The organism is Actinacidiphila yanglinensis (genome assembly GCF_900107965.1).
Classification (GTDB): Bacteria; Actinomycetota; Actinomycetes; order Streptomycetales; family Streptomycetaceae; genus Actinacidiphila; species Actinacidiphila yanglinensis.
Map to the genome: position 1 here is coordinate 1 of NZ_FNVU01000010.1, position 18,410 is coordinate 18,410.

12 protein-coding genes are annotated in these 18,410 nt (G+C 73.9%); 8 read left to right on the forward strand and 4 right to left on the reverse strand.

The features are described 5' to 3' along the window. The first annotated feature begins 577 nt into the window (after positions 1-577). From C4U44_RS22620 to C4U44_RS22650, 7 genes are all read left to right on the forward strand, one after another. Entirely contained in the window at positions 578-1,513 is a 936-nt protein-coding gene (locus C4U44_RS22620) for a carbohydrate ABC transporter permease (protein ID WP_103887811.1), read from the forward strand. Between the two features lie 5 nt (positions 1,514-1,518). Further along, a complete protein-coding gene (locus tag C4U44_RS22625) occupies positions 1,519-2,472 on the forward strand; it encodes a carbohydrate ABC transporter permease (protein ID WP_103888039.1) in 954 nt (317 codons plus the stop codon). A gap of 116 nt (positions 2,473-2,588) precedes the next feature. Beyond that, the gene (locus C4U44_RS22630; RefSeq protein WP_103887812.1) at positions 2,589-3,935 is read left to right on the forward strand and encodes an ABC transporter substrate-binding protein; all 1,347 of its coding nucleotides are present in this window, start codon (positions 2,589-2,591) and stop codon (positions 3,933-3,935) included. A gap of 180 nt (positions 3,936-4,115) precedes the next feature. Further along, positions 4,116-5,108 (forward strand): LacI family DNA-binding transcriptional regulator, encoded by a 993-nt coding sequence (locus tag C4U44_RS22635; RefSeq protein WP_103887813.1) that lies wholly within the window; start codon positions 4,116-4,118, stop codon positions 5,106-5,108. A gap of 102 nt (positions 5,109-5,210) precedes the next feature. After that, positions 5,211-6,956 (forward strand): glycoside hydrolase family 35 protein, encoded by a 1,746-nt coding sequence (locus C4U44_RS22640; RefSeq protein ID WP_103887814.1) that lies wholly within the window; start codon positions 5,211-5,213, stop codon positions 6,954-6,956. 133 nt (positions 6,957-7,089) lie between these two features. Beyond that, positions 7,090-9,123, forward strand: a complete 2,034-nt coding sequence (locus C4U44_RS22645; RefSeq protein WP_103887815.1) for an aldo/keto reductase — start codon at positions 7,090-7,092, stop codon at positions 9,121-9,123. Further along, complete coding sequence (locus tag C4U44_RS22650; RefSeq protein ID WP_103887816.1) at positions 9,102-10,166, forward strand: LacI family DNA-binding transcriptional regulator; 1,065 nt, start codon at positions 9,102-9,104, stop codon at positions 10,164-10,166. Before C4U44_RS22645 ends, C4U44_RS22650 begins: the two co-directional genes overlap by 22 nt. A 22-nt stretch (positions 10,167-10,188) precedes the next feature. Here C4U44_RS22650 and C4U44_RS22655 read toward each other — a convergent pair whose 3' ends face one another. From C4U44_RS22655 to C4U44_RS22670, 4 genes are all read right to left on the reverse strand, one after another. Further along, positions 10,189-10,452, reverse strand: a complete 264-nt coding sequence (locus C4U44_RS22655) for a hypothetical protein (RefSeq protein ID WP_103887817.1) — start codon at positions 10,450-10,452, stop codon at positions 10,189-10,191. A 481-nt stretch (positions 10,453-10,933) separates the two neighbouring features. After that, positions 10,934-14,377, reverse strand: coding sequence for a glycosylhydrolase-like jelly roll fold domain-containing protein (locus C4U44_RS22660; RefSeq protein ID WP_103887818.1), 3,444 nt, complete (start codon positions 14,375-14,377; stop codon positions 10,934-10,936). Between the two features lie 376 nt (positions 14,378-14,753). Then, on the reverse strand, positions 14,754-15,518 hold the full coding sequence (locus tag C4U44_RS22665) for an Mrp/NBP35 family ATP-binding protein (protein ID WP_160145084.1): 765 nt from the start codon (positions 15,516-15,518) through the stop codon (positions 14,754-14,756). Between the two features lie 99 nt (positions 15,519-15,617). Continuing rightward, positions 15,618-17,069, reverse strand: coding sequence for a dihydrolipoyl dehydrogenase family protein (locus C4U44_RS22670; RefSeq protein ID WP_103887820.1), 1,452 nt, complete (start codon positions 17,067-17,069; stop codon positions 15,618-15,620). Between the two features lie 398 nt (positions 17,070-17,467). On the opposite strand from C4U44_RS22670, the gene C4U44_RS22675 reads away from it, so the two are divergent. After that, positions 17,468-18,364 (forward strand): LysR family transcriptional regulator, encoded by an 897-nt coding sequence (locus C4U44_RS22675; protein WP_103887821.1) that lies wholly within the window; start codon positions 17,468-17,470, stop codon positions 18,362-18,364. Positions 18,365-18,410 lie beyond the last annotated feature (46 nt).

Sequence of the window (18,410 nt, forward strand, 5' to 3'; positions counted from 1 at the left end):
GGGCGGATGACGGTGGGACGGTCGGTGTGACGACCGGCGGGGATGGCGGTGGATCGGTCGGTACGACCGGTGGCGGCACCGTCAGTGGTGTGACGACCGGCGGCGACGACGGCGGCAACGCCGGCGCGTCCGGCTGACCGAGGGCCAACCCGCCCGCGCCCGCCGTCCCCGCCCTGGCCCACGCCCCGGGCCCGGACGGCGGGCGCGTGCCGTTGCTCCTGACGCGGCCCCGCCGACCGCGAGGGTTACGTGAACATCACGGCATGATTGCGTAACCATCACCCGCCGCCCCCGACGGCCCCGCCCACCGGGGCTCCTTCCAGGGCTCGCGGAGTGCTCCCGGCCCGGAATTCCCGGGGATTCCGGGCCGCGCGCGGCCCGGTCGGCCGCCGCGCGGGGCGGTGCAGGGCCTGCGGAGCGCCCCCGGTCCGAGCCTTGACGTCCGCCCGGGTGGGTGCCAGCATCGCCGCACCGATGTTTACGTAAACGTCAGCCCGCGCGGCGAGAAATGTTTGCGCAAATATCCGCCCCGCGGGACGCGGGTGAACGCCTTCGACACGACGTCAGGGAATCAGCCATGACCGTCATTTCACCGCCCGGGACGGGCAGCGGGAGAGCCCGCGGTTCCGCCCGTCCGGCACGCTCGGCACGCCGCTCGCGGTGGGCCGGGTGGGGCTTTGTGAGCCCCTTCCTGATCGTCTTCGCCCTGGTCTTCCTGGCGCCGATCGGTTACTCGGTCTACCTGAGCCTGTACCGCGACCAGCTCATCGGCGGGAACCACTTCGTCGGCCTGGACAACTACCACCAGGCGTTCACCGACCACCAGTTCTGGTCCGGCCTGGGCCGGGTGGGGCTGTTCCTGCTGGTCCAGGTGCCGGTCATGCTCGGCGTCGCGCTGCTGGTGGCGCTGGCGCTGGACAGCGGCCGGCTCTACGGCCGGAACTTCTTCCGGATCTCGATCTTCCTGCCGTACGCGGTGCCCGCCGTGGTCGCCACCCTGATGTGGGGCTTCATGTACGGCAAGCAGTTCGGGCTCGTCGCGAGCGTCAACCAGCACCTGCACACGTCGATCCCCGACCCGCTCGCCCCGCACTGGGCGCTGGCGAGCATCGGCAACATCGTCACCTGGGAGTTCGTCGGCTACAACATGCTGATCTTCTACGCGGCGCTGCGGGTCATCCCCGAATCCCTCTACGAGGCCGCGGAGATCGACGGCGCCGGGCAGTGGCGGGTCATCGCCGCCATCAAACTCCCGGCGATCCGGGGCGCGTTGGTGATCGCGACGGTCTTCTCCATCATCGGCAGCTTCCAGCTGTTCAACGAGCCGAGCATTCTCAAGAGCCTGGCCCCCAACGCCATCACCACCTACTTCACCCCGAACCTCTACACCTACTCGCTCTCCTTCGCCGGGCAGCAGCACAACTACGCCGCCACGGTCGCCATCGTCATGGGGCTGGTCACCATGATCGTCGCCTACACCGTGCAGTTGCGCGGTATGCGGAAGGAGGTGTGACCGGCATGAGCACGACCAGCCACGCGCCGGGCGCGCGTACTCCTGTCACCGCCCTCCGCCCGGACGGTTCGCGGACCGCCCGAACCCTGCGCCGGACCCGGCGCCGTACGGCGGGGCGCCCTCGACGCAGTGTCCTGCTGACCGGTCTGACCGCGGTCGTGACCCTCTACTCGCTGCTGCCGCTGGGCTGGCTGCTGATCAACGCCACCAAGACCCAGCCGCGCCTGCTGGACTCGTTCGGGCTGTGGTTCAGCGGGCGGTTCGCGCTGTGGGACAACATCCGCGAGACGTTCACCTATGACGACCACATCTTCGTGCGCTGGCTGCTCAACACGCTGCTGTACGTGGTGGTCGGCGCGGGCGGCGCGACGTTCCTGGCGGTGCTGGGCGGCTACGGGCTGGCGAAGTTCGACTTCGCCGGCAGGCGGGCGGTGTTCGCGGTCGTCATCGGCGCGGTCGCCGTGCCCGGGGCCGCGCTGGCGGTGCCGACCTTCCTGATGTTCAGCAAGATCGGGCTGACCGACACCCCGTGGGCGGTCATCGTCCCGTCGCTGATCTCGCCGTTCGGCCTGTACCTGATGTGGGTGTTCGCCGCGGAGGCGGTGCCGGACGAGCTGCTGGAGGCCGCCCGGATGGACGGCTCCGGGGAGCTGCGCACCTTCTTCCGGATCAGCCTTCCGCTGCTGGCGCCCGGCATCGTCACGGTGCTGCTGTTCACCACGGTGGCGACCTGGAACAACTACTTCCTGCCGCTGATCATGATCCGGAACCCGCACTGGTACCCGCTCACGCTGGGCCTCAACTCCTGGAACCAGCAGGCGGCGACCGCCGGCGGCCAGCCCGTGTTCAACCTCGTGATCACCGGCTCGCTGCTCACCATCGTCCCGCTGATCGCGGCCTTCCTCCTGCTCCAGCGGTACTGGCAGTCCGGCCTGGCCGCCGGAAGCGTCAAGGAGTGACCCCGCGGGTCGCCCCGCCCGCCGCGCCCCGCCTGCCTCACCGCCCGCCCGCCCGCGCCCGCGCGCGAGGCGACGCCCCTGTCCACCGACCATCACGCACAACGGAGTGGAATGAGATGACGAACAAGGTACTGCGCCGCTGGGCGCCCGGGATCGCCCTGGTGGCCACGGCCGCCCTGGCGCTGACCGCCTGCGGGTCCGGGGGGTCCGGCTCGGGCAAGGACAGCGGCGCCGGCGGTGCCGCCGCGGTGAAGTCCGCGCTCGCCAAGGGCGGGACGATCACGGTGTGGGCCTGGGAGCCGACCCTCAAGCAGGTGGTCACCGACTTCCAGCAGAAGTACCCCAAGGTGCACGTGAAGCTGGTCAACGCCGGTACCGGCAAGGACCAGTACACCGCCCTGCAGAACGCCGTCCAGGCCGGGAAGGGCGTGCCCGACGTCGCCCAGATCGAGTACTTCGCGCTGAGCCAGTTCGCGCTCGGCAAGTCGGTCACCGACCTCAGCGCCTATGGCGCCAAGAGCCTGTCGAAGACCTACTCGCCCGGTCCGTGGAACTCCGTGAACATCGACGGCGGCATCTACGGCCTGCCGATGGACTCCGGCCCGATGGCGCTGTTCTACAACAAGAAGGTCTTCGACACGTACAAGCTCCCGGTGCCCACCACCTGGGACCAGTACCTCGACGACGCCCGCAAGCTGCACCAGGCGGACCCGAAGGCGTACATCACCAGCGACACCGGCGACGCGGGCATGACCACCAGCCTCATCTGGCAGGCCGGCGGCAAGCCGTACCAGGTCGACGGCACCAAGGTCTCGGTGGACTTCGCGCACGACTCCGGCACCGCCACGTACACCAAGGTGTGGCAGCAGCTGATCTCCGGGCACCTGCTCTCCCCGGTCATCCCGTGGAGCGACCAGTGGTACAAGGGCCTGGGGGACGGCACCATCGCCACCCTGGCCACCGGTGCCTGGATGCCGGCGAACTTCTCCTCCGGGGTGAAGGCCGCGGCCGGTGACTGGCGGGTCGCGCCGCTGCCGCAGTGGCAGGCGGGCGCCAGTGCCAGCGCCGAGAACGGCGGCAGCTCGCTCGCGGTGATGAAGGCGAGCAGCAACAAGGAACTCGCCTACGCCTTCCTCCAGTACGCCAACCAGGGCGCCGGGGTGCAGGCCCGGATCAAGGGCGGCGCCTTCCCGGCGACCACCGCCGACCTGGACTCCCAGGCGTTCCTGAACACCTCGTTCCCGTACTTCGGCGGGCAGCAGGCGAACAAGATCTTCTCCCAGTCCGCCAAGAACGTGCTGCCCGGCTGGTCGTACCTGCCCTACCAGGTCTACGCCAACTCGATCTTCAACGACACCGTCGGCAAGGCGTACGTCTCGGGCACGCCGCTGTCCGACGGGCTGAGTACCTGGCAGGACAAGTCCGTCAGCTACGGCAAGCAGCAGGGCTTCAGCGTCGGCTGATGCCGCCGCCCCCCAGGGTTGCGGGGAGCGCGGGACCGTACTCCCCGCAACCTACAATTTCGGTTCACGGCATCCCCGGCCGAACCACGTACGAACTGTGAGCAGCAAGTGGACAGCAGCGGTACACCCAGCACCGGAGACGACGGCCCCCAGGCGGCCCGCCGCAGGCGCGGTGCGTCGATGGCGGACGTCGCCCGGCTGGCCGGCGTGTCCGCGCAGACCGTCTCCCGCGTCTCCAACGGGTACGCCGGCGTGGTGGAGAGCACCCGCCAGCAGGTGATCGCCGCGATGAAGGAGCTCGGCTACCGGCCCAACAGCGCCGCGCGGGCCCTGAAGAGCGGGCAGTTCCACACCATCGGCGTCATCACGTTCAACCTCTCCACCACCGGCAACACCCGCACCATCGAGGCGATCGCGACCTCGGCGGCGGTCGACGGGTACGCCACCACGCTGCTGCCGGTCGCCGTCCCCACCCAGGACAGCGTGCGCGGAGCGTTCACCCGGCTCGGCGAGCTGGCGGTCGACGGCATCGTCATCCTCATGGAGGTCCACCTGCTGGACGCGGCCACGGTGGCACTGCCGCCCAACGCCCACGTGGTGGTCGCCGACTCCAACGCCGGGGACCGCTACTGCGTGGTCGACACCGACCAGGTCGGCGGCGCCCGGGCGGCGGTGGAGCATCTGCTCGCCATCGGGCACCGCACGGTCTGGCACCTGGCCGGGCCCGCGGACTCCTTCTCCGCCGAGCGCCGGGTGGCCACCTGGCGCACGGTGCTGGAGGAGAGCGGGCGGAAGGTGCCGGAACCGCTGCGCGGCGACTGGTCGGCGGAGTCCGGCTACCGGGCCGGGCTGCGGCTGGCCGAGGAGCCGGAGTGCACCGCCGTGTTCGTCGCCAACGACCAGATGGCGCTGGGCGTGCTGCGCGCCCTGCACGAGCGCGGCCGGCGGGTGCCGGAGGACATCAGCGTGGTCGGCTTCGACGACATCCCCGAAGCGGCCTCCTTCCTGCCGCCGCTGACCACGGTGCACCAGGACTTCTCGGAGGTCGGGCGGCTGTGCGTGGCCGGGGTGCTGCGGCAGATCCGCAACAACCAGGAGGAGACCGGCACCACGCTGGTGCCCACCCGGCTGGTGGTGCGGGCGAGCACCGCACCTCCCGCCGCGGCCTCCTGACAGCGCCGCGCGCCGCCGTTCCTCCCGGCCCGGCGCCGGCTCCCCCTTCCCCTGCGGCCCCCAGCGGCGGGCCGCCCCCCTTGGCAGATGAGGCGGACCACCATGCCCGAATTGCAGACCGGCGCCGACGGCTTCCTCCTGGACGGTGCGCCCTTCCGCATCCTGTCCGGTGCCCTGCACTACTTCCGCGTCCACCCGGACCAGTGGACCGACCGGTTGCGCAAGGCGCGCGCGATGGGCCTGAACACCGTCGACACCTATATCCCATGGAACCTGCACGAACGCCGCCGCGGCACTGTGGAGTGGGACGGCGGCATCGACCTGCCGCGCTTCCTGGACCTCGCCGCGGCCGAGGGCCTGCACGTCCTGCTGCGGCCGGGCCCGTACATCTGCGCCGAGTGGGAGGGCGGCGGGCTGCCGTCCTGGCTGCTGGCCGAGCCCGGGATACGGCTGCGCACCACCGACCCGCGCTACCTGGCGGCCGTCGACGCCTACTTCGGCAGGCTGCTGCCGCGCCTGGCGCCGTACCTGTCCACCCGCGGCGGGCCGGTGATCGCGGTCCAGGTCGAGAACGAGTACGGCGCCTACGGTGACGACGCCGCCTACATCGACCACCTGGTCGACCTGCTGCGACGGCACGGCGTCGACGTCCCGCTGTTCACCTGCGACCAGCCGGGCGACCTCGCCCGGGGCAGCGTTCCCGGTGTGCTCGCGACCGCCAACTTCGGCAGCGGCGCCGAGCGGAACCTGGCGCTGCTGCGCGCGCGGCAGCCCGAAGGGCCGCTGATGGTCACCGAGTTCTGGAACGGCTGGTTCGACCGCTGGGGCGGGGTGCACACCACCCGGTCCGCCGCCGAGGCCGCCGCCGAACTCGACACCACGCTGGCGGCCGGGGCCAGCGTCAGCCTCTACATGTTCCACGGCGGCACCAACTTCGGCTTTACCAGCGGGGCCAACGACAAGCACACCTACCGGCCCACCGTCACCTCCTACGACTACGACGCCCCGCTGGACGAGGCGGGCGACCCGACCGCGAAGTACACCGCCTTCCGGGAGGTCATCGCCCGGCACGCCCCGGTGCCCGACCTCCCCGCGCCCGCGCCCTCGAAGAAGCTCAACGTCCTCGACGTGCGCCTGCCGCGGAGCGTGTCCCTGCTGGCGGCGGCCGACCTGCTCGGCACCGCGGTGGACGCGGAACGGCCCAGGACCATGGAGGAACTCGGCCAGGACTTCGGGTTCGTGCTCTGCACCACCGAACTGCCCGCCGCGGGACCGGTGGAGCTGGACGTGGAGGGCGTCGCCGACCGGGCCCAGGTCTTCGTCGACGGCCAGCCGGTCGGAGTGCTGGAACGGGAGTCCCACCACCGGGCGCTGGCCTTCGTCTCGCCGGCGCCCGGCGCGCGGCTGGACCTGCTGGTGGAGAACCAGGGCCGGGTCAACTACGGCCCGGGCATCCACGACCGCAAGGGCATCCTCGGCGAGGTGCGGCTGAACGGGCGGCGCGCCCGGGGCTGGACCAGCCGCCCGATCGCACTCGCCGGCCTGGACCTGCCCTTCCGCCCGACGGACGTCCCGCCGGTGGGGCCCACCTTCCACCGCGGCACCGTCGCGCTGGAGGAGGCCGCGGACACCTACCTGGACCTGACCGGCTGGACCAAGGGCAACGCGTGGGTCAACGGCTTCCACCTGGGCCGCTACTGGTCGCGTGGCCCGCAACGGCGGCTGTACGTCCCGGGGCCGGTGCTGCGGGCGGGCGACAACGAGATCGTCGTGCTCGAACTGCACGCCACGGCCCGGCGGTCGGTGGATCTGCGCGACACCGCCGACCTGGGGCCGACCGAGGAGTGAGGCGCCGGCGGACGCCGGCCCGGTGTCCGCCCGGCCCTTGCCGGCCGTGGGCCATTGATGCCGCGGGGGCGCGGGGGTAGCGTCGTCCGAGCATCCCGTGAACGTTCACGGCCGGATCGAGGGAAGGCTCCCCATGACTGCACCAACCGAGTCCGCCGCCGTGGCAACGGACCGCAGCGGCGCCGGCGCGGGCTGGGCCGTGCTCGGCCCGGGACGGATCGCCCGGCGCTTCCTGTCCCAGCTCCCGGCGAGCGCCGGGCGCCTTGTCGCCGTGGGCAGTTCGGACCCCGGGCGGGCGGCGGAGTTCGCGGCCGAGGCCGCCGGGCACGGGTTCGGCGACGTGCTCGCCGGTGGCTACGACGAGGTGCTGGCCGACCCGCGGGTGGACGCGGTCTACGTCGCCACCGTGCACACCGGGCACGCGCGGCTCGTGCTGTCCGCGATCGCGGCCGGCAAGGCGGTGCTGTGCGAGAAGCCGCTCGCCGCCAACCACGGCACCGCGATGGTGCTGGCCGACGCGGCGCGCACCGCGGGCGTGCCGCTCGTCGAGGCGTACATGTACCGCTTCCACCCGCAGACCGCGGCCCTGCTGGAACTCGTCCGCGAGGGCGCGATCGGCGACGTCGCACACATCGACGCGTCCTTCTCCTTCCGGGCCGGCGAGCGGCAGGGGCGGCTGTTCGACCCCGGCACCGCCGGTGGCGGCATCCTCGACGTCGGCGGCTACCCCGTGACGATGGCGGCGGCGGTCGTCGGCGCCGCCACCGGGGCGCAGGCGGTCGAACCGGTCGCACTCTCCGCGCGCGGCTCGCTCGGCCCCACCGGGGTCGACGAGTGGGCGGTCGCCACGCTCGCCTACCGCGGCGGCATCACCGCGACCGTCCGCACCGGCGTGCGCGTCCAGGACGACAACGCCCTGACGGTGTACGGATCCTGCGGGCTGATCCGGCTCACCGACCCGTGGACCCTGGGCGACGACCCGACGATCGAGATCGCCACCGCCGAGGGCGAGCGCCGCACCCTGTCCTTCGCCGGCGCCCGGCCGTACGCCCTGGAGGCCGACGCCACCACGGCCGCCGCCGCGGCGGGTGCGGTCGAGGCCGCGGGGATGACGCTGGACGAGACGCTCGCCACCGCCCGCACCCTGGACCGGTGGCGGGCCGCGATCGGCCTGCGCTACCCGTTCGAGGCCGAGGACGCCGCCGTCCCGACCGTCTCCGGGCGCCCGCTCGCGGTCGAGGCGGACCACCCGATGCGGTACGGCGAGATCCCGGGCGTCGGCAAGCCCGTGTCGCGGCTCGTCATGGGGGTCGACAACCAGCCCGACCTGGCGCACGCCTCGGCCCTGTTCGACCACTTCTTCAGCCGCGGCGGGAACGCCTTCGACACCGCCTACATCTACGGCGGCGGCGCGCTCGAACAGCGGCTCGGCCGGTGGATGGCCAACCGCGGGGTGCGGGAGGAGGTGGTCGTGATCACGAAGGGCGCGCACACCCCGCACTGCGACCCGGACTCCCTCAGCCGCCAGTTGCTGGAAAGCCTCGAACGCCAGGGCACCGGGTACGCCGACATCTACCTGATGCACCGTGACAACCCCGACGTCCCGGTGGGGGAGTTCGTGGACGTCCTCGACGAGCACCACCGCGCCGGGCGGGTCCGGGTCTACGGCGGGTCGAACTGGAGCCCCGAGCGGATCGACGAGGCGAACGCGTACGCCCGGGCGCACGGCCGCCAGGAGTTCTCCGTCCTGAGCAACCACTTCGGCCTGGCCGAGGCGTACGACGTGCCCTGGGACGGCTGCCGGCACGTCACCGACCCCGCCTCCAAGCGCTGGCTGGCCGAGCGGCAGGTACCCCTGCTGCCGTGGTCCTCGCAGGCCCGCGGCTTCTTCACCGGGCGGGCCCACCCGGACGACCGGAGCGACGCCGAACTGGTCCGCTGCTACTACAGCGACGGCAACTTCGAGCGGCTGCGCAGGGCCGGGCAGCTCGGCGCCGAACTCGGCGTGCCGGCGACCGCGATAGCCCTGGCCTACGTGCTCGCGCAGCCGTTCCCGACGTTCCCGCTCTTCGGACCCCGTACGATCGAGGAGACCCGCTCGTCCATGACGGGACTCTCCGTCGACCTCGCTCCGGAACAGGTGGCATGGCTGGACCTTCGCGACTGAGCGAGCCGAGCGGCGGCGACGCGGCGGCGGGCCGTGCCGGGACCGGCGGTCGGCCGGCGCCGGCACGGCGCGCGACGATCCTCGATGTCGCCGCCGCCGCGGGAGTCTCGCGCCAGACCGTGACCCGCGCGATGAACGACATGCCCGAGATCAGCCAGGCCACGCGGGAACGGGTGCTCGCCGCCGCCACCGCGCTGTCCTACCGGCCGTCCCGCTTCGGGCGCGGCCTGGCCACCGGCGGCGACCGCCAGCTCGGCCTCGTCCTCAACGACCTGCGCAACCCCTACTCCCCGGAACTCGCCGCCGCCGTGGTGCGGTCGGCCGCCGCGAGGGGCTGGAACGTCATGCTGGCGGACATCGGCCTCGCGGGCGACGCCGACCGCATGGTCCAGGCGCTCGGCGCGCAGACCGACGCCGTCGTGGGCTATCTCGGCGGCCGCGGACCGGAGTGGATCGCCAAGCTCGGCGCGGTCCCCGTGGTCGAGCTCGACCCGGCCGGCGAGGTCGCCAGCGGCGCTGTCCGCATCGATCTCACCGATGCCGTCGAGGAGTTGACCGAGCACCTGGCGGCGAGGGGCGTCCGCCACCCGGTCGTGCTGGACGCGTCGGCACCCGGTGAACCGAGCCACCGCGGCGCCCTGATGCTCCGTGCACTGGAGCGCCGCGGCTACGCGCCCCTCATCGTGCACGGCGCGGAGGCGAGCCATCGGTGCGGCACCGCCGAGGCGGAAAAGCTCCTCGGCGGCCGCCGCCGCCCCGACGCGATCCTGGTCTTCAACGACGTGATGGCGCTGGGCGTCCTGTCGGCCTGCCGCCGCGCCGGCCTCGACGTGCCCGGCGACGTCCGCGTCACCGGGGTCGACGGCCTGGACGTCGGCACGCTCGTCACGCCGACCCTCACGACCCTCGCGGTCGACCTCGACCAGGTCGCCGGGCACGCGCTGGACCTCGCCGTTGCCATGCTCGCGGGCACGCTGCCGCGCTCCGGGGAAGCGGCGCAGCGCACGGTCCACCGGAGCCTGCTGCTGCGCGAGTCGGCGTAGCCGCCGCGGCGGCCGGGGCACCTCAGTCGGGCGGCTGCTCCGGCTCGACGAGCTGATCCGCGTCGGCCCGGTGGCGGCGCAGTTCCGCGGGGGAGAGGAAGGCGGTCACGGCGCCGCACGACAGGCAGGCCCGGCCCTGGCGTGCCCAGTACTCGGGGCGTGGCCTGAGCAGGCCGGGCCGCGGAAAGCGCAGGGACAGGTGGCGCTGGTCGCCGACCCGGCTGTCCGTCATCAGCTCGCCCAGCGGCCCCAGCCGCTCCGACCCGCACACGCCGCACCGCACCATGCCGCCGAGTGTACGGTCGCCCGCGGGAGTTGCCGACGGGCCGTCGAACCCGCGGGCCGAGGGGCGTGCGACGGCCCTGTGGCGTGATGGCGCCCTCGGCGGTGGAGCGCCGGGCCTGGCGCACGAAGCGGCCGCGGGAGTGGGGCTGTTGGCCGGGGTCCGGGCCGCCCTGCCCGTCGCGGGGGACCGAAGTCCGGCTTGCCGGTGGTGGGTTCGGCCCTCCCGCGACGCGCGGCCCTCCGCGCCTACGACTTGCTCGCGGGAGTTGCCGACGGGCCGTCGAACCCGCGGGCCGAGGGGCGTGCGACGGCTCTGTGGCGTGATGGCGCCCTCGGCGGTGGAGTGCCGGGTCTGGCGCGCGAAGCGGCCGCGGGAGTGGGGCTGTTGGCCGGGGTCCGGGCCGCCCTGCCCGTCGCGGGGGCCCGAAGTCCGGCTTGCCGGTGGTGGGTTCGGCCCTCCCGCGACGCGCGGCCGTCCGCGCCTACGACTTGCTCGCGGGGAGCCTCACCTCCGCCAGGCGTTCGGGGCGCAGCAGGACCGGGCCGAGCAGGCCGGACGGCTCCGGGTCGCCGTGCGCGTTCGCGCCGGTGTTGGTGACCCGCACCCGCACCACGTTGTCGCCCGCACGCAGGGCGTCGGTGACGTCGACCCGGTAGGGCGCCCACAGCCGGGGCGGCAGGCCGGTGCCGTTCACGGTGATCTCGGCGACGTCGCGCACCTCGCCCAGGTCCAGGGTCCACACCCGCCCGGCGAGGGTCGCGGCGTCCAGGGTGACGTGCCGCTCGTAGACCGCTGAGCCGGAGTAGGAGGCGTTCGCCCCGGTCCAGGAGCCGAGCGGTCCGCTCGACGGCTGCGCGCCGTCGGTGTCGAAGCGGAAGCTCCAGTCGCCGTCGAGCGGCAGGCCGGTCAGCGGGTCGGTGACGGCGAGGCTGCCCGCGAACCGCCTGCCGCCGTCCTGCGCGACGACTCGCACGGTGCCCGGCGCGGACACCCGCACGGTGGCGGTGGCGGCGTTCCCCTTGACCGTCAACCGCTCGACGGGCGCGGTGGACTCGACCGCGTGCGCCGGGAGTGCGGGGCCCGCGTCGCGGAAGACCACCAGCACCGCCGCCTTCGCCTCCAGCCGCAGGGACACCGCCGTGCCGCCGCCCGGCCGGCCGGGGAACGGCGCCGCGCGCCACACACCGGCCGCCGCGACGTCCCCGGTGTCGGGGTCGCACAGCTGGGGCACGCCGAGCGCGGGGAAGGTCGCGGTGACCTCGACCGCGCCGGCGTGCTCGTTGTTGAGCAGGAAGGACTGCTCGCCGTCGCGGTCCAGCCGCAGCACCCGCAGTTCGGGGGTCGGCGGCGACACCGTCGCCGCAGCGCCGCCGGCCGCCACCACCAGCGCGGCGGCCGACACCGGGTCGTCCGCCCGGTGGGCATGGGAGGCGCGGGCCCCGGTGAACAGCCCGGCCGTCGCGCGCGCCAGTGCCGCGTCGCGCCCGGCGGCCTCCTGCGCGGGCAGGTCGCCCACCACCACCAGGCTCCCGCCGCCGTCCACGAAGGAGCCGAGCGTTGTCACCGCGCCGAGCGAGAGCAGTGGCGCCTGCGGGACCACCACGACGCCGTACCGCTGCTGCCCGACGACCAGTTCGCCGCCGTGCGGGCGGGCGTGCGCGAGCAGCGCGGGATCGCCGGTCAGCGCGCCCTCGTCCACGAGGTCGAAGTCGATCTGGCTGTCCTCCAGGGCGTGCACCGTCGCGAGGAACGCGTCGTCGATCGCCGTCTGCTGCGGCGAGTCCTGGAAGGCCTCCGCCGCACGCTGCGGCTGGAGCAGCGCGGTACGGGCCGCGGGGGTGGCCCGCGCCGCCTCCACCAGCCGCCCGATCCACTCGTTGAGCGGCACGGACAGGTCCCACCACGGATTCACCGGCTGGAACGGCGGCGCGAAGATGATGTCGCCCTCGTCGGAGAAACGGGCGTGCAGCAGCACCTTGTTGATGCCGCGGACGACGAACGCGCCGATGACCTCCCGGGTGAAGGCCGGCGTCACCTGCCACCCGGTGGCGCCCATCGCCTCCAGGTACACCCGGTCGCGCCCCATCTGGTGGGCCGAACTGGCCGGCCAGCGCGGCAGGGTGCGGTAGTAACCGACCTGGTACTGGTTGCTGATGAGGTCGGTGCCGGGCACCTGGGCCCATTGGTGCGCGGAGTTGAGGTTGCCGGTGCTCCGGACCTGCTCCGCGGGACCGTACTCGTCCCACAGCGGGTTGGAGATCAGGTCGAGGCCGTGCCGGCCCATCCACTGGCCGACGCCCTTGTAGTAGCCGGAGGAGAAGCGGTTGGACACCGCGCGCCAGAAGACGCCGCGCAACTCGCTTCCCTGCTCGCCGAGATCGTCGTGCACGGCGGACAGCACGACGCCGAGTCCCGGTTTCCCGCCCAGCCGGTCGATCTCCCCGGCCAGGCTCGGCGACCAGGGCACCTGGTCCCATTCCGCGTCCGCGGACGCGATGAAGGGCTCGTCGTCGGCGAAGCCGAGCAGCACCCGGCCGACCGCCCACGGGAACCTGCGGACGTACTCGCCGGGGACGATGTCCATGAACAGGCTCACCGCCTCGTCGTCCAGCAGGTCGAGGTAGTTGCGCCGGCTGCCGCCGGAGTCCGCCAGCAGGTGCCAGGTGAAGACGTCGACCTGCCAGTCGCCGTCCGGCGCCGTCCAGGTCCCGTCGCCGGTCACCGCGCCGGTCAGGTCGATCATCCGCGGCACGGTCCCGCCGGTGGCGCCGGCCGGCCGGGCGGAGGCGGCGAAGGCCACCCCGAGGTTGCCGGGGGTGGCGAAGTCGTCGACGGAGGAGGGGGCGTCGAAGGTGTCGGTGAACAACTGCCCGCCGTCCGCGCCGGTCACGGTGATCGCGTCCCAGGACGAGCGCTGCGTCGCGGTGGCCCGCACCCCGACGGTGCCGGTGGCGAAGGTGGCGTCGGTGACCGGGGCCAGCGCGGTGCCGTCCAGCGAGGGCGTGATCCGGTCGCCGCTCACCGTGACCTGGAACGTGTGGTCCGCGCCCGGGTCGAAGCCGGGTGTGCCGGCGCCCTGGCGCAGGAGGGAGAAGGCGCCGCCGGTCTGGCGCCACAGGTCGATGCCGCCGTCGGCCCGCAGGTCCGCGAGGTAGCCGTTCAGCGGGTCCGCGCAGCGCACCATCAGCCCCGCGGTGCCGGACTCGATCCGGACGGTCGCGGTGACGGTGTAGTCGGTCCAGCCGGTGCCGTCCTTGAGCACGCGGACGCCGTCGTAGGCGCCGGCGTCCACCACCAGCCGCCCGTCGGCGACGCTCAGCGCCGCGCCGGTCAGCGGGACGGTCGTGCCGCCGGAGACCTGCGTGCTGCTGCGGGTGACGCCCTTGGTGCGCAGGTCGGGGCGCGGCTGGTAGGTACGGTCCCCGACGGTGCCGCCGTTCACCACGAACCCGCCCGCGCGGCCGCTGGGGAAGAAGTCGTCGTTGAACAGCCACACCCGCATGCCGTGGCTCTCCGCCTCGCGCAGGGTGTGCTCCACGATCGCGAACCACGCCTCGGTGAAGAAGGCCGGTTGCAGCGCGGTGGTGTCGAACGGGAAGACCAGGACCTCGGTCACGCCCTTGTCGCGCAGGTCGGCCAGTGTGGCGTCGACCAGGTCGGTGGTCACCGTGCCGTTCCAGAACCAGAGGATCAACGGCATGCTGTCGGCGGCCGGCCGGGCGAACCGCTCGGCGGAGAAGGCGCCGCCGGCGTGCGGCTCGGCGGCGTACACGGGCTGCCAGAAGCCGGCGGTCCCGCCCGCGGCCGCGGCGGCCGCGGCGAGTTGCAGGATGCGGCGGCGGGAGATCGGGTAACCACCATGGTCGGCGCGGGGGTCGACGCCGGGCGCCGCACCCTCGGACGGCGGGAACACGCGGTCGCTCATCGGATCTCCCTCGGACGTGACGTCGGGCGCGCCGAATGAATTGATTCAATCGGGCGGCCCGTCGGACGCTAGGGCAGCGGGCGCGCGGGCGTCAACGCCCGTGCAGCAGTTCGTCGAAGTCACGGTCGCACGAGGTTCCCGCCAGGGGTCGCGGGTGGGGCCGGGGACGGGGCGGGAGTGGGGCGCCGAATTGAACGATTCATTTCCGGAGGATGCGCTGCGGGCACAAGGAGTTCTCGCCCATGGGTGTGCGGGCCCCGGGTGTTGGGCTGCGGCGCCCCTCCGTGGCGGTGCCGGTTCGTCGCCCGGCACCGGTCCCGGCCGGCCGGTCGCGCGGGTGCCCGCGCCCCCTGGGGCGCCGTCCTCCGTCGTGGTGTCAGGAGGGGTCGGGAGGCCCGATGTGCTCGGCTGCCGCCTTGACCACGTCGGACAGGTCGTCGTCGACGGGGCCGGTGCCCGGGCGGAAGGGGAGGCTCACCAGCCGGCGGACGCCCTTCGCCCAGACGGTCCGCTCCTCCGGGGCCGCCGGGTAGAGGGCGCTCTGCTCGCCGCAGCAGGGGCAGGCCAGGAACGCCATGTTCTCCACGCCGCCGAGGACGGGCACCCGGTCCACTTCCAGCATGGTGAGTGCACGGGAGGAGTCTAGGTGGGACACCTCGGCCGGCGTGACCACCACGATCGCCGCGAGCGCGCCGGTCCGGCCGCGCAGCGCGCGGTGGATGTCGCCGGCGCCGGGCGGCATGTCGACCACGAGCGCGTCGACCCGGCCCCAGTCGGTCTCCGCCAGCAACCGGCCGAGCATCAGCTGGTCGATGTCGCCGCCGGCGGAGAACATCTGGTCCCCGCCCATGAGGAAACCGACGGACGCCACCTTGATGCCGTCGACCTCCATGGCCTCGATCTGCGCCTGCGGGCCGCGGACCCAGCGGGCCACGGTCACCGACTTGGCCGGCGCGTCCCGGCGCAGGCCGAGCATCCTCGGGATGTCCGGCCCGGACAGGTCCGCGTCCAGCAGGCCGATCCGGTACCCCGCGTTGCGGAGGGCTCTGGCCAGCGCCACCGACACGCTGGTCTTCCCCACGCCGCCCTTGCCGCTGATCACCGCGATGACCGGAGTGCCGCTCAACCCTTGGGACGTCATCGGTCCATGATGCCCGCCCCGTTCGCCCGCGCAACCGGTTCCCGCCCGAATCCCCCCGCGGGCACCGGAGTTCATACCCCGGCCAGCCGCGGGGGCGGGTCAGGCGCGTTCGTAGGCGGTGAGGAGGAAGAGCCAGACCTCGCTGATCGTCGGGAAGCAGGTGACGGCGTGCCGGAGCCGCCGCATCGGGACCTCGCCGGCGACCGCGACGGTGGCGGAGTGGAGCAGCTCGCTGACGCCGGGGCCGACGAAGGTGACCCCGAGCAGGACCTCGCGGTCGAGGTCGACCACCATGCGGGCGTGGCCCCGGTAGCCGTCGGCGTAGAGGTTGGCGCCCTGGGCGGCGGTGAAGTCGACGTCGACGGTCCTGACGCGGTGCCCGGCCGCGCTCGCCTGCTCGGCGGTCAGGCCGACCGCGCCCGCCTCGGGGTCGGTGAAGAAGACCTGGGGGACGGCGTGCTGGTCCGCGGTGGTGGCGTGGTCGCCCCAGGGGGCGTCGTCGACCGGGCGGCCGGCCGCGCGCGCCGCGATCACGTCGCCTGCGGTCCGGCCCTGGTACTTGCCCTGATGGGTGAGCAGGGCATGGTGGTTGACGTCGCCCAGCGCGTACAGCCAGTCGCCCTCGACGCCGCGGACCAGGCAGGTGGTGTCGACGTCCAGCCAGGAGCCGGGGGTGAGTCCGACGGTCTCCAGGCCGATGTCGGAGGTGTGCGGGGTGCGCCCGGTGGCGAACATGATCTCGTCGACCTGGAGTACGCCGCCGTCGTTCAGCGTCAGGGTGACCGGGCCCTGGGGGTCGGGGCGCCGCAGCGCGGTGACCTCCGCACCGATCCGCACGTCCACGCCGGCTCGCGCGAGCCCGTCGGTGACCAGCTCGCCCGCGAACGGTTCCAGGCGGGGCAGCAGGGGGCGCCGGGCGAGCAGCGTGACGTGGGAGCCGAGGCCCCGCCAGAGGGTGGCCATCTCCACGCCGACCCCGCCGCCGCCGACGATCGCCAGCCGGCCGGGCACCGAACTGGAGTCGGTGCCCTGCCGGTTCGTCCAGGGCCGGGCCTCGTCCAGGCCCGGGATGTCGGGCAGCACCGGCCCGCTGCCGGTCGCGACGGCCACGGCGTGCCGCGCGGTGAGGACGAGCCGCGCGCCGTCGTCCCGGGTGACGGTGACCCGGCGGGGACCGTCGATGCGGCCCTGGCCGCGGAACAGCTCGGCGCCGATGGACTTCAGGAAGTCGACCTGCCCGCTGTCGTCCCAGTCGGTGACGTAGCGGTTGCGGCGGGCGAACACGCCGCCGGAGTCGATGGCACCGGTGACGGCCTGGCGCGCGCCGTCCACGCGGCGGGCGTCCGCGACGGCGAGCACCGGCCGCAGCAGCGCCTTGCTGGGGACGCAGGCCCAGTACGAGCACTCGCCGCCGACCAGTTCGCGTTCGACCACCGCCACGGTGAGGCCGGCGGCGCGGGCGTGGTCGGCCACGTTCTGGCCGACCGGTCCGGCGCCGAGCACGACCACGTCGTAGGTGCTGTTCTCCTGGTTTCCCTGGGTGTCGCTCATGGTTCCTCGCAGGACGATCGGTGGCGATCGGATGGCGGTCGGGGCCGTGCGTGCCGGCCGGCCCCGCGTGGCGTGCCGCCCTTCCACACAACCACGGCACCGGCCCCTCCGGCAGGTCGAGCCCAGGCCCACGCCGGGGAGCGGGTAGAGGCCACGCTTATGGCCGCCCGGACAGCAGTGCTCCGGCTCGCCGCCCGAGCCGCCCGGGCGCCGCGCCCCGCCGCGCCCCTGCCCCGCCACGCCCCCTGCCCCGCCACGCCCCCTGCCCCGCCGCGCCCCTGCCCGTCGCCCTGCCGGCCCCGCCGCGCCGTACGGCCCTCGCACCGCCCGGGTGCCGGTCCGGCCCCTCCCGCTCGCGCCGCGTGACACGCGGCGCGAGCGCGTGATGGCATGAGCGCATGGAGCTGCGGGAGCTGCGCGCGTTCGTCGCGGCGCTGGAGGAGGGCGGACTGTCCGCGGCCGCGCGGCGGCTGCACATCAGCCAGCCGGCCCTGTCCCAGACGATCAGCGGCCTGGAGCGCCGGCTCGGGGTGAAACTGCTGGTGCGCGGCAGCACCGGCGTACGGGCCACGGACGCGGGGACCACCCTGCTGTCCGAGGCCCGCGCGGTGCTGGCCCGGCACGACCAGGCGGTCCGGGCCATGGCCGCGCACACCGCGGACGGCGGGGGAATGCTGCGCATCGGCATCCCGCTCGAACTGCCGCCGGGGCTGCTCGACTCCGCGCTTGCCGAACTGGCCGCCGCCTCCCCCGGGACCCGGGTGCAGGCCCGCCACCTGTCCACGGCGGACCAGCTGGCCGCCCTGCACGCCGGAGAGCTCGACGTCGGCCTGCTGCGGGAGCGCCCGCCGGGCCCCGACTTCGACGCGTTGCTGGTGGTGCGGGAGCGGCTGGGCGTCCTGCTGGCCGCCGGGCCGGCCGCGGAACTCGCCGGGCCCGACGGCATCGCGCTGGAGGCCCTCGCCGGGCTGGAGTGGGTGGGCTTCCCGCGCTCCGGCAGTCCCGCCTGGTACGACGAGTTGACCGCGATCCTGCGCAGCCACGGCCTCGACCTCGGCCCCGACGCCCCCGAGGGTCAGCTGCTGATCGCCGACGTGAAGCTCGCCGCGGTCGGCGCGGGACGCGCCTTCGCGCTGGCCCCGCCCGGCTGGCAGCCGCTGCCCGAGCACGTCGTCTGGTCGCCGCTGACCGGCCACCCGCTGGTCCGTCGCACCTGGGCGGTGTGGCCGGCCGCGTCCCGGCGGCGTGACCTGGGGCTCTTCGTCGCCGCGCTCGACCGGGTGATCGCCCGCTGAGGAAGCCCGTCACGGCGCCCGGCGTCCTCACCGCGCCCCGCGCTCC

Coding starts and splice junctions, on each gene's coding strand:
- C4U44_RS22670 (WP_103887820.1), bottom strand. CDS start 17,069: ATGAGCGACACCCAGGGAAACCAGGAGAACAGCACCTACGACGTGGTC.
- C4U44_RS22655 (WP_103887817.1), bottom strand. CDS start 10,452: ATGGTGCGGTGCGGCGTGTGCGGGTCGGAGCGGCTGGGGCCGCTGGGC.
- C4U44_RS22640 (WP_103887814.1), top strand. CDS start 5,211: ATGCCCGAATTGCAGACCGGCGCCGACGGCTTCCTCCTGGACGGTGCG.
- C4U44_RS22675 (WP_103887821.1), top strand. CDS start 17,468: ATGGAGCTGCGGGAGCTGCGCGCGTTCGTCGCGGCGCTGGAGGAGGGC.
- C4U44_RS22620 (WP_103887811.1), top strand. CDS start 578: ATGACCGTCATTTCACCGCCCGGGACGGGCAGCGGGAGAGCCCGCGGT.
- C4U44_RS22665 (WP_160145084.1), bottom strand. CDS start 15,518: ATGACGTCCCAAGGGTTGAGCGGCACTCCGGTCATCGCGGTGATCAGC.
- C4U44_RS22645 (WP_103887815.1), top strand. CDS start 7,090: ATGACTGCACCAACCGAGTCCGCCGCCGTGGCAACGGACCGCAGCGGC.
- C4U44_RS22650 (WP_103887816.1), top strand. CDS start 9,102: ATGGCTGGACCTTCGCGACTGAGCGAGCCGAGCGGCGGCGACGCGGCG.
- C4U44_RS22635 (WP_103887813.1), top strand. CDS start 4,116: ATGGCGGACGTCGCCCGGCTGGCCGGCGTGTCCGCGCAGACCGTCTCC.
- C4U44_RS22630 (WP_103887812.1), top strand. CDS start 2,589: ATGACGAACAAGGTACTGCGCCGCTGGGCGCCCGGGATCGCCCTGGTG.
- C4U44_RS22625 (WP_103888039.1), top strand. CDS start 1,519: ATGAGCACGACCAGCCACGCGCCGGGCGCGCGTACTCCTGTCACCGCC.
- C4U44_RS22660 (WP_103887818.1), bottom strand. CDS start 14,377: ATGAGCGACCGCGTGTTCCCGCCGTCCGAGGGTGCGGCGCCCGGCGTC.